This window comes from Nocardia sp. NPDC005998 (assembly GCF_040614395.1).
Lineage (GTDB): Bacteria > Actinomycetota > Actinomycetes > Mycobacteriales > Mycobacteriaceae > Nocardia.
Genome location: NZ_JBEXUI010000015.1, coordinates 159,804 through 174,852, shown reverse-complemented (window position 1 = coordinate 174,852; position 15,049 = coordinate 159,804). Strand labels below are relative to the sequence as shown.

Sequence of the window (15,049 nt, the reverse complement as noted above, 5' to 3'; positions counted from 1 at the left end):
AACCTACTGAGAGAAACCGCCGGAAACACCTTTAGCGAGATAGACCCTCGAGATCGGGTGCCGTGCGGGATGGTGCTAGTTACGATCCGCTCGCTGCGGTGTCGCAGCGCTTTATGAACGAGTCTCCGGTAGGCGTGTCGTCGATCAAGATGACGTTCACCTGCCCGGAGACCTCGCGTGGAGACGACATCGGCTTGCGCACGTCACGACCTGACCGACGGCCAATGGGTGGTGCTCGAACCGCTGCTGCCGAGTGCTGGAAAGCCTGGTTGCTCGGCGGTGCATGCCAAGCGGAGGCTGATCGACGGCATTCGGTGGCGTACCCGGGCCGGGGTGCGGTGGCAGGACGTGCCGCCGTTATACGGGCCTTGGCAGTGTGTGCTGGCTGTACTGCCGCTGGCCGCAGGGCTGATCAGCTGGGACGTGTCGGTCGACGCCGGCTTCTGAGCCGTGATTCGAACAGATCCCAGGCCGGGTCAGTATCCGATGGCCTCGCGGAGAAGCAGCACGGTGCCGCGCCCCGGTCGGGGTTCCGCGTTGAGGATGAGCAGGCGGTTCACGGCGCTCGGCATCCCGTACACCGCCTGGGCGCGGGCGCTCTCCAGCGGGAGAGCGTGCTCCTCGACGCGGCGCAGCGCCGTGCTCAGGTCGGGCACCAGCTTCTGCGCGCCGACGATCCAGACCGCATGGGCGGCGCCGCCCGCGTTGGCGGGGATCTGGCTACCGCTGCCCGAGGCGAGGACGAGCGAGCCGGTCTCGGTGACTGCGGCGACGCTGTTCACGACGAAGTCGGGGCTGGCGGCCAGCCTTCGGATCTCGTCGGCGCCGGTGGCACGGTCGATGGCCAGGACGCGCGGCCTGATGGCGTCGTATCGGCCGCCGGCGTTGATGTCCTCGTCGATGCCGGACAGGCGGAGGGTCTCGCTTGCCCCGGTGAACACGCTGGCGCCCTCGGGGATCAGGTCCTTGATTCGGGCGCGCGCGGCCGCGGCGTCATCGAGGATCTCGGCGGCGAAGCCGTTGGCACGCAGCGCGCTGGCTGCCCGCTCTAGTCGTTCGGCGGATGCCGGTTCGGCGAAGGATGCGGTCGGAGCTGGGCTGGCCGTGGCGTCTTCCGGATCGGCCACGGAACCCTGTGCCGCGCGGGGCGCCGAGCCCGCCAGCGGGGAGGTGTCGAGGTACCTGACCTCGTACACCCGCTCGGCGAACTTCCAGCCTTCCGCGGTGCGCTGGTAACGGTCGTGGTAGACGGCGTAATTCAGCCCTTGCCGCCGGTCGAGCGTGCGCGCGAGCTCCTGGATGTAGGCGCGGCCGGTCGCGGTATCGCCGTCGAGCTGGATTGTGCCGGGGTGTGTGGTTTGCACGAAGAAGTCCCACTGGCTCTGTAGCCGCTCGCCAACGACGCGGATCTCCTCGCGGCCGACCAGCTCGGCGGGGATGTTGGGCATGCGCAGCGCGCCGTCGGGCGTGAACAGCGACGCCAGGCGGGCTCGGTCGCGCATCATCGCCGCGTCGCTGAACTCGCCGCGCAGTGCCTCGATCTCGACGCGGTCCGCGATGTCCTGAAAGTCGGTCATCGGAGTCCCCTCTCTGTAGTGATGTCGTCCTCGCCAGTACGACAACGCAGCCCTTCGGAATGTGAGGCGGCGCGTCGACCTCACATTTCGATGCGCTGTCCTGTCGTAACGGATAGCTGCACAGATATGAGCGAGGGAGACGGCGACACGATGACCACCCGATCCGAGCCGGGCGACGACCAGACCGATCCGGGCCTGAGCGCGATCATGAGCGAGCGGCGCCAGCTGATCAACCTCGCCTATCGACTCCTCGGGTCCCTCGCCGACGCCGAGGACGTCGTGCAGGAGACCTACGCCCGCTGGTACGCCATGTCCGCAGCGGAGCAGCAGGCCATCGACTCACCTGGTGCCTGGCTGAGGACGGTCGCCAGCCGCGTCTGTCTGAACCTGCTGGGCTCGGCGCGGGCCAGGCGGGAGACGTACGTGGGCGACTGGATCCCGGAGCCGCTGCCCGAGCCGACTGAGTGGATCACTGGGCGCCACGGCGTCGGCGGGATCGACCCAGCCGATCGGGTCACCCTCGACGAATCGGTGACGATGGCCTTCCTGGTCGTCCTCGATTCGATGACCCCGGCTGAGCGCGTCGCGTTCGTCCTGCACGACGTCTTCCGCTACCCCTTCGGCGAGGTCGCCGAGATCGTCGGCCGCACTCCGACGGCGTGCCGCCAGCTCGCCTCGTCCGCCCGCCGCCGCATCCGCACGGCACAGGCCCCGGCGGGCCCGAGTGCCGAGCAGGCCGGCATAGTCCGGGACTTCAAGGTGGCGTGGGAGACCAAGGACATCGACACCCTGATCAGCCTGCTCGACCCCGACGCCACCGCGACCGCCGACGGCGGCGGGCTGGCCGTCACCCATCTGCACCCGATCGTGGGCGGAGCTCAGATCGCACATGCCTACGCCGAGATCGCCCGGGTGTCGGGCCATCGCACGACGTTCCTGGAACGCACGGTCAACGGCCTGCCCGGCTTGGTAGCGCAGCAGGACGGCAGCATCGCGACCGTGTTCGCGTTCGAGATCGCGGGCGACCGGATCAGGCACATCTGGGCGGTGCGCAACCCCGAGAAGCTACGTCCCTGGCAGATCGGCTGAGGAGCGATCCGAAACACCGCATCGTGGCGCGAAAAAGCTTGTCGGATACGGCCCAAGGGGGCCAGTGAGGTGAAAAGTCGCGCTTACGGCCATCAGGTCGGTGTCGCACGGACCGAGATCGCGTTCTACGAGTGGTCGGGTCGTACGAATACGTTCCACCGCAATCAGATTCGCGGTTCGCTGGGATTTCGTGAGTGCAGCGTCGCGGACGCGGACGCGGTAACCGATTGGCTGGTCGCGCAAGTCACTCAGAGCGAGAGGTCGGCCGATCAGGTCCGTGCGCGGCTGCTTGCGCATCTGCGTGCCGAGTGGATCGAGCCGCCTACCGGCGGCCGGATTGATCGCGTGGTCCGGTCGGCGTTGAGCCGCGGGGAGGAGCTGCTGTTCGAGCGGGTTGCGTCCCGGTTACCGGATGAGGCAGCTGGCCGGATGGTCGCGTTGATCGGCGTCGGCGGCAACGAAGCCGAGACCGAGGACGGCCCGACGGTGTTCGCCGCGATCCGATCCGACCCTGGCGCGGTCAGCTTGAATACGATGACCAGCCAAACTGTACCCACGGCAGCGCCGGAGGATTCTGCTGCGTGCACCCGGATGTGCAGGGATGGCCGGTACAGAGCGGTCGCGTGCCTGCGGCTCTTGGGCGGAGAGACGTCCGGCAAGATATTCCCAACCGTGGGATTCAACATGCTCCGAACTACAGTTCGAACACCCCGAATCCGATGAGGTTTGTCGATGACCCGCACCACACCACCCCGAGTTGTCGACGCCGCAGCCGCGTGTCCCGCACTGGCGCCGCTGGCTCGTCCCGCGACCCGGCTACACCCGCGCAGCGGCGCACCATCGGTATACGACAGTTCGATCGGCGGCCCTTTGCTGTGGCCGACCGATGAACCGTGGCCACACTGTCACGGGCCTCACTACTGGGACTCCTTAACCAACGCGTGGAATCCCCACGAGCTCAACCCGTTACAGTCGTTGGCGGATGCCAAGCTGACGCGACACAACCCCGAACCGTGGCCGTCGATGGCCGATGTCCCGAATGCCATGTTGCCGGTGGCGCAACTGTATACGCGTGACGTCCCCGGGCTACGTCCGCCACCGGGCAAGGATCTGCTGCAGATACTCTGGTGCCCGTTGGACAACGCCGACGCCATGCCCGAGACCGCGCTGGTGTGGCGCACCGCCGCCGACGTCACCGACATCCTGAACACCCCACCGATACCGGCAGCGGTGGAATACGGCTACGACTACATACCCTTGCCGTGCACGCTGGAGCCGGAACGCATCATCGAATACCCGAGCGATTTCAAAGAACTCGGCGGCGAGCCGCTGGAGCAAATGCGACAGTGGGCGAGCCAGCAGCACACCGGGATCGATCCGGATGACATCGAGCGCTGGTACATCGACAACATATGCGTTGCACCCGGGTGGAAGGTCGGCGGCCATATCCGGTGGGGCACCACGGACCCCTTTCCACAGCCATGCCCCACCTGTGGTTCTGAGACCGAACCGCTGCTCACCGTCGCCTCGTGCGAATGGGACGCCGGAACCCACAGCTGGATACCCTACGAAGATCAGGCCCTCGCAGATGATTACAGCACGACCACAGGCCCCGACGTCACAATTGCTCGCGGTTACAACATGATCCTTCGCGTCTGCCCAACGTCACCCGATCACCCCCACATCCAACTGATGCAATAGGCCCGTATCAATGGCCAACCAGTCAGCCTGCGATGGCCACTGACACGGATGTGGTGTCGCGGGCCGGCGTCGCCGCCGCCATCTGGCGGCTGCGCTCATCCAGCAGCGGCTCGGCCGCGGGCATCTGCTGTCGGTACCCGAACTCGCCGGACTCGCCCACGATTTGGGACACGCATCCAAAGTTGTTGGCACACAGTCCAATATGACAAATGGCCGCAGTGCGTCGTTCAGCTGATCACCCTGCGGCACTGTCGAATCCGCGCTGGCCAGAGATCGCTAACGCGACTTTTCTCCTCACTGGACCCCTCGTGCCGATACCAGGACTGGCACATTCGGATCGGTCAGTACCGCATCGTCCACGGGGTCGACGATCAGGTGGTGACCGTCTGCATCGTCGCGAAGCGCTCGGACGCCTACCGATAGGCGCTGGTCACGTTCGGACGGTGGCGAAGGCGGACCAGAGGAGGGGGGAGTGTTCGATGGTGCGTTCGGTGCGCCAGGTAGTCAGGCGGGTGCGTTGCCAGGTGGCGAGGGTGGTTATGGGGTCGGGGTGTTCGTGGGCGGCGTCGATGGCGCAGATGGCGTCTTGTAGGGGGTGGGCTTCGGGGGGTGCTCCGGCCAGGCGTTGGAAGGCGAGGTCGGTGGGGAGGGGCCAGCGGCTGGCGGTGACCAGTTCGGCGCCTCCGTTGATCATGGCGGCCACCAGGCCGAGGGCCTCGCTGAAGCGCATATCGCCGCCGCTTTCGCAGGCGATCAACGCGACCCGGCTGGGGATCGGCCAGAGTTGCGGTCCGGCACTGGGTTCCGTGGTGAGGGTGTGGGTGCCGAGTAGCAGGTCCTTGGCCGAGAGCGGGCGGTGCGCTCGAATGGGTGTGGCGAAGCCGATGGCCTCGGCGGCGCAGGCCAGATGTAGTTCGGAGGCCTCGCTCTGGCCGGATTCGGGGGCTGCCGCGGTCACATGCCCCACATAGGTGAGGCGGCTGGCGCCACTGCGCAGCGCCTCGCTCAACCAGCTCCGATCGATATCGGTGCGCCGGAATACTTCGATCGGATCGTCGACCGCGGGTACCAGCCTGCCTTGGTCGCGGTATTCGGCGACACGTTGGGCAAGTGGCGCTTCGGGATCCATCCGCCCGAGCACCGACCCGAGTGCGGAGTCGGCGCGGAAGCCGGGGACGCGCGGGTCGAGGACCGCCACTACCGGCAGCGCCCGCGTCTCGGACCAGGTGCGCGCCGTCCGGTCCGGGCCGTACACAATGCTGGCCGGGGCGAGCAAGCTGATATCGGCGATATCCACCAGGCGCAGCTCCGGATCGGGAGCGATGATCTCCCAGGGGATCTGGGCCACGCGGGGCGAGGGCTGCAACCGAATATGCGGGCGTATGCCACGCACATACAGCTCGTACAGTTGCGCGGCCAAACCGTAGGGCAGAAGTGCGCGAGAAAGCGCCTGCGCGACGAGATATTCCGAGTCATATGACGCGAAAGCGCCCGTCGTCATGGCGCGTTCGAGTCCGCCGGGTTCCGCGGGGTGGGGCAGCGCCGCCACCAGCTGGGTGACGGCCTCGCCGACCGCCGTACCGGGCAACATGCTCGCGCCCCGGTCATAGCTGTTTCCGAGCCAGCGCCAGGACATGTACAGATCGCCCGCGTCCGCCATCCGCACGATGACGGTGGGTTGTTCCGGTGCGGTCATGCGGGCAATACCCGGCTGTCGCGCACCCGCTGTCCGTAGCGTCGCTCGGCGGCATCGATAAAGGCGGCCAATGCGATATGGCCATCCGGTGCCACGGCCACCCGCGGCGGCGGCGCCACCGGAAGTCCGGCACCGGCCGCGACCTCGGCCAGCGCCGTGCCGAGCTGCGGTGCCGATCCACTCTGCGGCCCGGTCCCGACCTGCACACTCGGCATCTCCTCGACCGAAACCGCTGGCGGATCGAATAATTCCAGGGGCAGCCGGGGCGGCGCACCGGCCGTTGATCTAGCGATATCCAATGTCGTACCCGCGCACTGAGTTTCGATGAGATCCACGATCAGCGGACCATTGCCGGACAGATAGGCGAACCGGAATGCCAGCCGCACCGCCGGATCGGCGATCTGACGGTTCCACTGCTCGCGTTGATTGCCATTGGGCAGCGTGTGGCGCACGGCATCGATGGCCAGCGCCGACGGAACCGCGAGTTCGATCGCCCGCGCCAACAGCGCGCCATCCGGCGCTTCCGCCGCCTCGATAACCGATTCCAGCAGCGTCGCATGCCAGAAATCGATTTGGGCGCAATGCAATCCGAGTCCGCGCTCGGCATAGGCGGCGAATGCCTCGGCGATGAGCACTTCGCCCGCGTCGTAGCGACCGGTCGCGTAGGCCACCGTGGCCAGGCGCACGCGCACATCGGCGGCATCGAGCACCGCGCCCGATTCATGGAAGTACCGCAGGCTGCTGCGGTAGCGCAGCTCCGCCGCGTCGATGTCATCGCGTCGCTCGGCGAGAAAGCCCATGGTCTTCAGGCCGACACCGGCCCGATAGCCGAGTCCGGCCCGCTCGAAATACTCCTGGCTGGACCGCAGCGGCGGTTCGGCCGCGTCGAACCGATCCGATCTGACGTACATGACGGCCAGATTCTGTTCCGTCTCGGCGACGGCATTGCGGTCACCGGCCGCGTCGAATGCCGCGAGCGCCTGGCGCATGAAGTCGACGGCGAGTTCGCGCCGTCCGGTCTCGAAGTAGATCCCGCCGAGTGTCGAAAGCGGATGTCCGGCCAGATGCGGTGCGAAACGCACTGCGGCGTCCAGTGATTCGGTGGCAAGCTCGATGGCGTAGGCCCAGCTCTGGCGGTGGAACGCCACCGCGGTCAGCGAGAGCAGACAGGCCACTCGCTGCATGCTCTCGTCATTGTGTTCGGTGAGCAGCGCCCGCGCCTTTTCCAGCGCCTGCTGCGCACCGTCGAGATCGCCGATGTGCTGTAGCGCCTGGGAGAGATTGATCAGTGCGGCGGTTCGCTTTTCGATCGCATCGTCGGGCATCTCCGCGAGCGCGGCGCGGAACATCACGATCGCCTCGGCATGATCGCCGAGTTCATCGCACATGCTCGCGGCATTGATCAGCGCGCTGATCCGCAGGCCATTCGTGCTCGTCCGGGCTATCTCCTCGAACAGCCGCCTGGCCGCGCCGACATCGCCGCGCTGGTAGGCGGCGGCTCCTTCGGCCAGTCGCGCACGGCCGTCATCCTCGGACATCTCAGAAGTCCGAATCCGATGCGGCGGCGGCGATCTCGGCCAGGAGCGGTGCGTCGACGGCATCATCGGAGCCGGTGGCCCGACGTAGCCGCGCCGCCGCGAGTTCGCGGATCCGCCGACGCATTTCCGGGCCGCCCAACTCCGGATCCGGGGTCGCACCGACGCCTGGCACGTAGACATCCACCGCCGAGACCGAATCCGATGGCGTGGTCGTCGCACCGGTCCAGAGATCGCCGATCAGGTTCAACTCCGCCTCCGCGGTACCGACCGGCGTGGTGATGAATGCCCGCGGGTGCAGATGTGCCGGTGCGGCCGAATCCAATTGGGGTGCGGCAACCGCGGTAATGCGAACCGTCGTGGTCCCCGAATCCCGTATAGATTCCCACGACACCGCCCGCTCGGATGCATCGATGAGCCCCGGCGGGCACCGCCGCCAATCCCAGCCACCGGTGCCGCGTCCGAGCGACAGCGCACCGGCCGGACGGTCCGTGCCGCCACCGGCCGCCAGCGCGTAATCTGCTGCGCGAGCAGATACTTCGACGGCTGCGGTGATATCCACAGCCTCACCGTCCGATGCGGTCTCGTCATCGATGAGCAATTCGCACTCCGCGCGCAAGGCGGTGATCTCCTGGTCGAGCAGCCGGTCGTCGAGCGGGGTGATGCCATCGATCGTCGATGCGGGCCACCAGCGTGTGGCCCAATACGCGAATCCGAGCCGCCAGGCGGCGGTTACGAGTTCAGGCACCGCTGGTTCGGCCGTGAATTCGGCTCCGTCGGTGAATTCGGTATCGGCGATGGCCACGGCGATCCGTTCGCCGTACACCGCCCACAGCCAGTCGTGTGCCAACTCGACATTGTCGATAACGGCGGCCGGAATCGTCTGTCCGGCAAGCAGACTCCAGGACAGATGCCCGCCGACCACCTCCAACACCATGGCATCGATCGCCGCCGCGGCATCGAGTACGGTCGGCGCACCCTCGGGCACGACGGTCCAGATGCCGTCCGCGGTCCGTCCGATCCGCACGGTCGCGCTCATCAGCTCGCCCTCGATTCCGCCGGATCCGGCTCGGTGACCAGGGAACTCGCGCTCAGCGCCTGTTTGACCCGCATCCGGTGGTCCAGCATTACCGAGCGGGCCACGCCGTCGAGCAGATCCCACAGCTCGTCCGGCTCGTAGACGCCGACCTCCCGGACATCGCGGCCGTGCAGCCGGACCCACAGTCGTCGCAGATAGGGCCGCCATGGCGTGCGCAGTTCGGCAGCAATGGCGGCCAGCGGGCCATCGAGCAGGTCGATATCGGCGCGCACCGCGAGCCGCCGGGCCTGCAATACATATGCCTCCCGCTGCCAGCGGCCATTGATCAGCCGATGCGCCGCCGTTTCGGCCGCCTCCGACCCGGCCGGGCTCACGCCATCGGTACTCGCCAGCGCGGCGATCGGCCGCAGCCCGCGTGCGAGCGTCGCTCCGGCCGTGGCCGCGACCCGCAGTGATTCGTCCAAAAGCGCCCATGGCGCACAGCTTCGGGCGATTTCGGCGGTCACCAGTTCCGGAATGGGCGGCAGTTCGGCCCGTTCACTCGACGCCTGCAGCACGGTGAATACGCGTTCGTAGATGCTGCGATCGAATGGCAGCCCCAGACTGGCCTTCGAGGCCGAGGAACCGAGCGCGGGTGATTGTGGCAGCGGGTGCGCGGTGAGACCGAGTTGCTGTGCGGTCGGCGCGGATATGCTGTCCCACAGCCGAATTCCCCCGTGCGTTCCGGCGTGGGTGGCGACCAGCTGATCGAATGTCGGCTGCCCGTCGGCCTGCCCACCGCCGCGGGCCGCCGCACACGCGTCGAGCAGCACCGTGAAGATTTCGGCGTGATCGCCGGTCGGTCCGCCCACCGGACGGCGTCGCCACGCGATATCGATCAACCCGGTGAGTTCGGTGATCCGCGCACCCGCGGTGATGTACTCCTTGAGCGCCTGCGTGGTGCGTCCCGCCGCGAATTCGTGCACATCGCGCAGCGTCGCCTCGGCGATGGCCCGGTCGCGGTGCGGATCCGGCATACCCGATGTGGTGGCGAGTTCGAATGACCGCTGGAAGTACAGATCCTGCGGATTGCCCTCGGTGATCCGCAGCGCCCGCCGGACCTGTTTGAGCAGGGAGAACCAGGCGGCCGTCGCGCGGAGCACATCGGCGGCGGCGTGTATCCGGGTGGCGAGCAGGGTCGCGCCGTCGGCGGTGAGGATCGGCCCCGCACACGTCGGATGTTGAACCGGACGGATAACCAGCGGATCCAGAATCAGTTTCACCGTCCGCCGCAGCGGCCCGCCGTGGGGGCCACTGAGCGGTTCGACGCCGTCGAGTCGGCGCCAAACCTCGTCCAGCACCATCGCGCGCGGCCGTCGCATTCGACCAGGTTAACGGAAGTTTGTCCGTTTCAGACTCCGAAAAACCTGGGATCGGTAGGGCGCGTTCGATTTCTACCTTTCTCGTATCGGCCCAACACCGGGACCGAACGAAGCAAAGGAACAAGTCATGAACACCAAGTCGGTCCGCATCTCCGCCGCCCTCACCGCAGCCGCCGCCGCTCTCGCCCTCTTCGTCACCGGGTGCAGCGACAACTCCAGCAGCTCGTCGCCCACCTCGGCCAAGCCGGGCACCTCGGCCGCCCCGGCCCCCGCACCGGCCCCGGCACCGGGCAAATCGGTCGCCTTGGTCGACGGCAAGGCGCTCGACGGCAAGTTCGAGACCACCTGCGCCAAGCAGGGCGACACCATCGCCCTCGCGCTCAGCGACACCAATAACGCCACCTACGGCACCCTGAGCGTCAGCGCCTCCATCACCGGCACCGATAACGTCCAGGCCGTCGCGGTCGCGGGCAGCAAGGGCGGCTCCAATGGCCTGCCCTACGCCCTGGGCTTCGGCAATGGCATGCCCGGCGGGTCGGCCAAGGTCGTCAAGGACGGCAATACCTACAAGGTCACCGGCGAGGGCGTCGGCGCGCCCGACCTCACCAATCCGACCGCGGGGCCGAAGACCTCGAAATTCGACATCACCTTCGCCTGCTCGACCGTGGTCGGCGGCTGATCCGGACGAAGCACCCCGGCCCGCTCACGCCCCACAGCCACCGGGCGTGAGCGGGCCGAGCAATCCAAATCCATTCACACACAGGGGAATACCATGAAGAACATCGCCCGCTCGCTCGCCCTCGGCTTCCTCGTCCTTTCGATCGGCTACTACCTCTGGCACGGCCTCACCTACACCAGCTCGGGCCCCTTCGACGACGGCACCCTGGCCTGGGTCGGACCACAGATGGCGCTGCCGATCATCGCCGTCACCATCGTCCCGCTGGTCTTCGCCTTCACCGGCGAGGGCATCATGGCGGCCTTCACCGGCAACAACAGCTCGGCCTTCCGCAATGGCCTGGTCGGCATCGGCACCGTCAAGTCCTTCCGACAGACCGGTCTGACCGTCAACGACCAGCCGCAGATCCGCATCGACTTCAGCGTCGAGGGCGTCGACGGCAAGATCTTCGACTCGCACGCCAAGATGATCGTGCCGCTCACCGAACTCGCCCTGCTGCAACCCGGCGTCGTCCTGCCGGTGCGCTATCTTCCCGATCGCACCGATAAGGTCGAGGTCGACCGCTCCGGCGATATGTCTGCCGCGCAGCACGCCATGAACGAGTCCATGATCCGAAAGGGCTTCACTACCAAGGCCAAACTCGATATCGCCGAGCGCGGTATCGCCGCCCAGGCCGTGGTGCGATCGCTGTCGGTTCCCGGCGAAATTCGCAACGGGCACTCCAAAATCGAGCTCGGACTTGTCGTAACCCGCCCGGACGGAACGACTTTCACGACCGGTGTGGAGAAGTTTCTGCCGCCCGCCAGCGTCGGCCAAGTCCAAGTCGGCCGCATACTACGGGTGCACTATCTGCCGGAGAACGAACAAGAGGTCGTAATCGCCCTGCAAATCAATGCCTAGCCCGCGCGGCAAATGTTGCCCTCGCTCACCCGGAGCGGGGGCAATATTCGTTTGTGCACAACCCTAGAAGATCCGGTGGCTGAAAAAGCTGTGGTGGCAGGTCGGGCGCTTGCACATCGCGCCGCCGCCCGCAATGAAGCCGACACAGGTGGGATGGGTACACCTGTTGCAGCCGCCGTCGCCCTCTGTGGACAAATCGTCGTGGTCGATGAGTACGAGGCGGGCCTCGTCCATCGCGCCCGCGAGAATCCAATCGAGATAGTCGAGGGCTGCTGGGCTGAGATGGATTTTTCCTGCGGACCGAGTCATCGCACTGCTCCTGACTTGATACCTAACTCCAAGTTAATCGATCCTCAGGGCGGAAACGCAACGGCAGCCGTAAGCGCTACGCGACCGGGTCGGAAGTTGAGGGTTACCTAATTGGTCGGACGTTCATCTGAGCGTTTCCTGTGGATTGCCTGAGAGGCTTACCGTGCGGTCGTGACTCCCAAGCCCATCGCCTTGTTCGTGAAGAGGGACGGCCAGCCGAAGCGGTCGGCCATCACCTGCCAGTACAAGTGCGGTAACGCCTGCTTCCACGAGGTGCCCAACACCTCGGACAACGAATACTTCGGTGATGTGGTGCGCGCGGCGCTGTCGCGGCGCGGTCTGCTCAAGGGCAGCGCTGGTGTGGTGGTCGCGGTCGGCGCCGCCGGTGTGCTCGCGGCCTGCGGTGACGACGATAAGGTCGAATTGGCGGCGGGCGGCTCGCTGGTCGACGGCGTGCCGGTGGGCACCAATTTCAAGCCGGTCGCGGCGAATTCCGATGACGCCCTGGTCATTCCGGAGGGCTACGAGCACAATGTCGTGATCCGCTGGGGCGATCCGCTTTTCGCGGACGCACCGAAATTCGACCCGGACAAGCAAACTGCGGCCGCACAAAGCAAGCAGTTCGGCTTCAACAACGATTTCGCGGCGCTGCTGCCCATCGAAGGCCAGGCGAACACATATCTGCTGGTGGTGAATCACGAGTACACCACCGAGCCGCAGATGTTCAAGGGCTACGACAAGGCGAACCCGTCACTGGAGCACTACCAGACCGCGCTTGCCGCGCACGGACTCTCGGTGGTCCAGGTCAAGGGCGAATCCGAAACCGGAAAGCTGACACCGGAATTCGGCAAGTACAACCGCCGCATCACCGGCACTACCGAGTTCACCGTCACCGGCCCCGCGGCGGGCAGCGTCTTCCTGAAGACGTCCGCCGACCCGACCGGCGCCAAGGTGCTCGGCACCCTGAACAACTGTTCCGGCGGTATGACTCCCTGGGGCACTGTGCTTTCCGGTGAAGAGAACATCAACCAGTACTTCGCGAACGCGGACAAGGTCACTGACGAGGCCGCGAAGGCCGGGCTGAAGCGCTACGGTTTCGCGAATACCTCGGAGCGCAAGTGGGAGATCCACGAGCCCCGCTTCGATCTGGCCAAGGAACCCAATGAGGCCAACCGATTCGGCTGGGTCGTCGAGGTGAATCCGTGGGACGCCACGGCCGCACCGATCAAGCACACCGCGCTGGGCCGGTTCAAGCACGAGGCCGCGACCATTCACGTCGCCAAGGACGGCACCGTGGTCGCCTATATGGGCGACGATGAGCGCTTCGACTACATGTACAAGTTCGTATCCTCGCGAAAGGTGCAGTCCGGCACCGGCCAGGCGAGCATGCGGCACAATCTGACGATCCTGGATGCGGGCACGCTCTACGTCGCCAAATTCACTGGCGACCACCCGGACAAGATCGACGGCAATGGCGCCGTGCCATCGGATAAAGGCTTCACCGGTACCGGCCAATGGATTCCGCTGCTGGTCACCGGCGAAGACGGCAAGGCGACGTCGAAGGTCGACGGCTTCACCGCCGAACAGGTTTCGGTGTTCACCCGATTGGCGGCCGATAAGGTCGGCGCCACCAAGATGGACCGTCCCGAGGACTTCGAGGCGAATCCCAAGTCCGGCAAGGTCTATGTCGCGCTGACCTATAACGAGCAGCGTGGCAAGGAGGGCAAGCCCGGCGTCGACGAGGCGAATCCGCGCAATATCAACAAGTTCGGACAGGTCCTCGAAATCGACGACGACCACGCGGGTACCAAATTCACCTGGAATATCCTGATGCTGTGCGGTGATCCGAAGACCACCGACACCTATTTCGCCGGATTCGACAAGGGCAAGGTCAGCCCGATCGCCGCACCGGACAACCTGGCCTTCGACGACTACGGCAACCTGTGGATCTCCACCGATGCCTCACGCGCCAACGGCGCGAATGACGGTCTGTTCTCGGTGGTGCTGGACGGGCCGAATCGCGGTGAGACCAAACAATTCCTGACCGTTCCGTTCGGCGCGGAGACCTGCGGCCCGACGGTTTCGGAGCATCGGGTCACCGTCTGCGTCCAGCATCCGGGCGAGCGCGATGATGCGACCGCCGAAAAGCCCGCCTCGCATTGGCCCGATGGCGGCGATAGTCTGCCCCGACCCGCCGTAGTTTCGGTGTGGAAGAAGGGTGGCGGCCGGATCGGCACCTAGCCGAGGGCCGCGCAGCACACGAAACCGCTACTCGAACCTGCAGGGAGTAGCGGTTTCGTGCTGCGGCGTGAGCGACGGGCCCGGAGGCGGTAGCTTGCGTAACCACGGAGGGCCCCGGGAGCGCCGCGAATTGGATACAGCTCAGCCCGCCATATTCGCGTAGCGTGCGAAATCGCCTTGGGCACCGCTGTACACATTGACATCGGTGCGGCCGGCAATACCGGGAATGCTGCCGCCATCGGTGGTTTGCCAGAACGTCCAGGTCGGCCAGCCACCGGGCACCTCGGGTTGTTCATTGCCGCGGTAATCGGCGATCCAGAGCGGATACCGGGTGAATTCATTGGTATTCGCCATAGCTGTCTTCCAGAAATTCGGATACGTGTAGACGATCGGCACTCGCCCGGTCAGCGCCTGCACGGTATTCAGATACCGCCGTGTCCAGTCGATCAGCCCGGCCGGATTCAGCCCGCCCGTACTCTCCAGATCGAGTACCGGCGGCAGATCCAGTGGTCCGTTCTGTCCGAGCACAACCGTCGCATACAGCGCCGCCTGCGGCTCCGGCGGCAGATTCGGGCGTGCGTAGTGATATGTCCCGCGCGCGACGCCGGCCGCCCGCATCAGCAAGCTGTCCGGCACGAAATACGGATTGAGGTAGCTCAATCCCTCGGTCGCCTTGACCATGGCGAAATCGTGTCCCGCCCGCTTCACGGCGAACCAGTCGATGAACCGCCCGTCCACATGCTGCCATGACGACACATCCGGCCCGGTTCGGTCGGCCTCCGCTGTTCCGGCGGAGGTTGCGACAAGGATGCTGCCCAAAGTGATCGCGGACAGCGCCACAGCGCGAGTCGATCTCCAACGAGTGCTATCCATGCCATTCGACGATAGCGACTGGCGCTCCATGTGACCAGTGTTACGTATGGGG

At 66.1% G+C, this 15,049-nt stretch carries 15 protein-coding genes; 7 read left to right on the top strand and 8 right to left on the bottom strand.

Features of this window, described 5'->3' with window-relative positions:
* Positions 1–177 precede the first annotated feature (177 nt).
* A complete protein-coding gene (locus ABZ293_RS21855; protein WP_355183249.1) occupies positions 178–447 on the top strand; it encodes a transposase in 270 nt (89 codons plus the stop codon).
* A gap of 29 nt (positions 448–476) precedes the next feature.
* On the opposite strand, the gene ABZ293_RS21850 is transcribed toward ABZ293_RS21855, so the two are convergent.
* A complete protein-coding gene (locus ABZ293_RS21850) occupies positions 477–1,577 on the bottom strand; it encodes an LUD domain-containing protein (protein WP_355183247.1) in 1,101 nt (366 codons plus the stop codon).
* A 150-nt stretch (positions 1,578–1,727) separates the two neighbouring features.
* Here ABZ293_RS21850 and sigJ point away from each other — a divergent pair, with 150 nt between their 5' ends.
* The 3 genes from sigJ (at position 1,728) to ABZ293_RS21835 (ending at position 4,367) form a co-directional block, all read left to right on the top strand.
* Positions 1,728–2,666, top strand: coding sequence for an RNA polymerase sigma factor SigJ (gene sigJ / locus ABZ293_RS21845; protein ID WP_355183243.1), 939 nt, complete (start codon positions 1,728–1,730; stop codon positions 2,664–2,666).
* Between the two features lie 69 nt (positions 2,667–2,735).
* Positions 2,736–3,389, top strand: coding sequence for a DUF4158 domain-containing protein (locus ABZ293_RS21840; protein ID WP_355183241.1), 654 nt, complete (start codon positions 2,736–2,738; stop codon positions 3,387–3,389).
* Positions 3,390–3,800: 411 nt separating this feature from the next.
* Positions 3,801–4,367, top strand: a complete 567-nt coding sequence (locus ABZ293_RS21835) for a hypothetical protein (protein WP_355183239.1) — start codon at positions 3,801–3,803, stop codon at positions 4,365–4,367.
* Positions 4,368–4,389: 22 nt separating this feature from the next.
* Here the strand turns inward: ABZ293_RS21835 and ABZ293_RS21830 are convergent, their stop codons facing one another.
* The 5 genes from ABZ293_RS21830 to ABZ293_RS21810 all read right to left on the bottom strand — a co-directional run bounded on the left by ABZ293_RS21830 (position 4,390) and on the right by ABZ293_RS21810 (position 9,980).
* A complete protein-coding gene (locus ABZ293_RS21830) occupies positions 4,390–4,539 on the bottom strand; it encodes a hypothetical protein (RefSeq protein WP_355183237.1) in 150 nt (49 codons plus the stop codon).
* A 258-nt stretch (positions 4,540–4,797) separates the two neighbouring features.
* The gene (locus ABZ293_RS21825) at positions 4,798–6,063 is read right to left on the bottom strand and encodes a CHAT domain-containing protein (protein WP_355183235.1); all 1,266 of its coding nucleotides are present in this window, start codon (positions 6,061–6,063) and stop codon (positions 4,798–4,800) included.
* A complete protein-coding gene (locus ABZ293_RS21820; RefSeq protein WP_355183233.1) occupies positions 6,060–7,601 on the bottom strand; it encodes a tetratricopeptide repeat protein in 1,542 nt (513 codons plus the stop codon). Before ABZ293_RS21820 ends, ABZ293_RS21825 begins: the two co-directional genes overlap by 4 nt.
* Position 7,602: 1 nt before the next feature.
* Positions 7,603–8,637: a hypothetical protein gene (locus ABZ293_RS21815; RefSeq protein WP_355183231.1), complete on the bottom strand. Its 1,035-nt coding sequence runs from the start codon at positions 8,635–8,637 to the stop codon at positions 7,603–7,605.
* Positions 8,637–9,980 carry a hypothetical protein gene (locus ABZ293_RS21810; protein ID WP_355183304.1) on the bottom strand — a complete coding sequence of 448 codons (1,344 nt, stop codon included), beginning with the start codon at positions 9,978–9,980 and terminating at the stop codon, positions 8,637–8,639. The genes ABZ293_RS21815 and ABZ293_RS21810 overlap by 1 nt, the downstream gene beginning before the upstream one ends.
* Before the next feature lie 145 nt (positions 9,981–10,125).
* On the opposite strand from ABZ293_RS21810, the gene ABZ293_RS21805 reads away from it, so the two are divergent.
* Positions 10,126–10,677, top strand: coding sequence for a lipoprotein LpqH (locus ABZ293_RS21805; RefSeq protein WP_355183229.1), 552 nt, complete (start codon positions 10,126–10,128; stop codon positions 10,675–10,677).
* Between the two features lie 93 nt (positions 10,678–10,770).
* Entirely contained in the window at positions 10,771–11,574 is an 804-nt protein-coding gene (locus ABZ293_RS21800) for a hypothetical protein (protein ID WP_355183227.1), read from the top strand.
* A gap of 63 nt (positions 11,575–11,637) precedes the next feature.
* Here the strand turns inward: ABZ293_RS21800 and ABZ293_RS21795 are convergent, their stop codons facing one another.
* On the bottom strand, positions 11,638–11,883 hold the full coding sequence (locus ABZ293_RS21795) for a hypothetical protein (protein WP_355183225.1): 246 nt from the start codon (positions 11,881–11,883) through the stop codon (positions 11,638–11,640).
* 171 nt (positions 11,884–12,054) lie between these two features.
* On the opposite strand from ABZ293_RS21795, the gene ABZ293_RS21790 reads away from it, so the two are divergent.
* Positions 12,055–14,124 (top strand): PhoX family phosphatase, encoded by a 2,070-nt coding sequence (locus tag ABZ293_RS21790; protein ID WP_355183223.1) that lies wholly within the window; start codon positions 12,055–12,057, stop codon positions 14,122–14,124.
* Between the two features lie 141 nt (positions 14,125–14,265).
* Here the strand turns inward: ABZ293_RS21790 and ABZ293_RS21785 are convergent, their stop codons facing one another.
* Positions 14,266–14,997: a glycoside hydrolase family 25 protein gene (locus ABZ293_RS21785; RefSeq protein ID WP_355183221.1), complete on the bottom strand. Its 732-nt coding sequence runs from the start codon at positions 14,995–14,997 to the stop codon at positions 14,266–14,268.
* Positions 14,998–15,049: the final 52 nt, after the last annotated feature.

Excerpts from the sequence above, each read along its gene's own strand:
- ABZ293_RS21800 (WP_355183227.1), top strand. The coding sequence starts at position 10,771 with ATGAAGAACATCGCCCGCTCGCTCGCCCTCGGCTTCCTCGTCCTTTCG.
- ABZ293_RS21810 (WP_355183304.1), bottom strand. The coding sequence starts at position 9,980 with ATGGTGCTGGACGAGGTTTGGCGCCGACTCGACGGCGTCGAACCGCTC.
- ABZ293_RS21785 (WP_355183221.1), bottom strand. The coding sequence starts at position 14,997 with ATGGATAGCACTCGTTGGAGATCGACTCGCGCTGTGGCGCTGTCCGCG.
- sigJ (WP_355183243.1), top strand. The coding sequence starts at position 1,728 with ATGACCACCCGATCCGAGCCGGGCGACGACCAGACCGATCCGGGCCTG.
- ABZ293_RS21815 (WP_355183231.1), bottom strand. The coding sequence starts at position 8,637 with ATGAGCGCGACCGTGCGGATCGGACGGACCGCGGACGGCATCTGGACC.
- ABZ293_RS21825 (WP_355183235.1), bottom strand. The coding sequence starts at position 6,063 with ATGACCGCACCGGAACAACCCACCGTCATCGTGCGGATGGCGGACGCG.
- ABZ293_RS21795 (WP_355183225.1), bottom strand. The coding sequence starts at position 11,883 with ATGACTCGGTCCGCAGGAAAAATCCATCTCAGCCCAGCAGCCCTCGAC.
- ABZ293_RS21850 (WP_355183247.1), bottom strand. The coding sequence starts at position 1,577 with ATGACCGACTTTCAGGACATCGCGGACCGCGTCGAGATCGAGGCACTG.
- ABZ293_RS21805 (WP_355183229.1), top strand. The coding sequence starts at position 10,126 with ATGAACACCAAGTCGGTCCGCATCTCCGCCGCCCTCACCGCAGCCGCC.
- ABZ293_RS21820 (WP_355183233.1), bottom strand. The coding sequence starts at position 7,601 with ATGTCCGAGGATGACGGCCGTGCGCGACTGGCCGAAGGAGCCGCCGCC.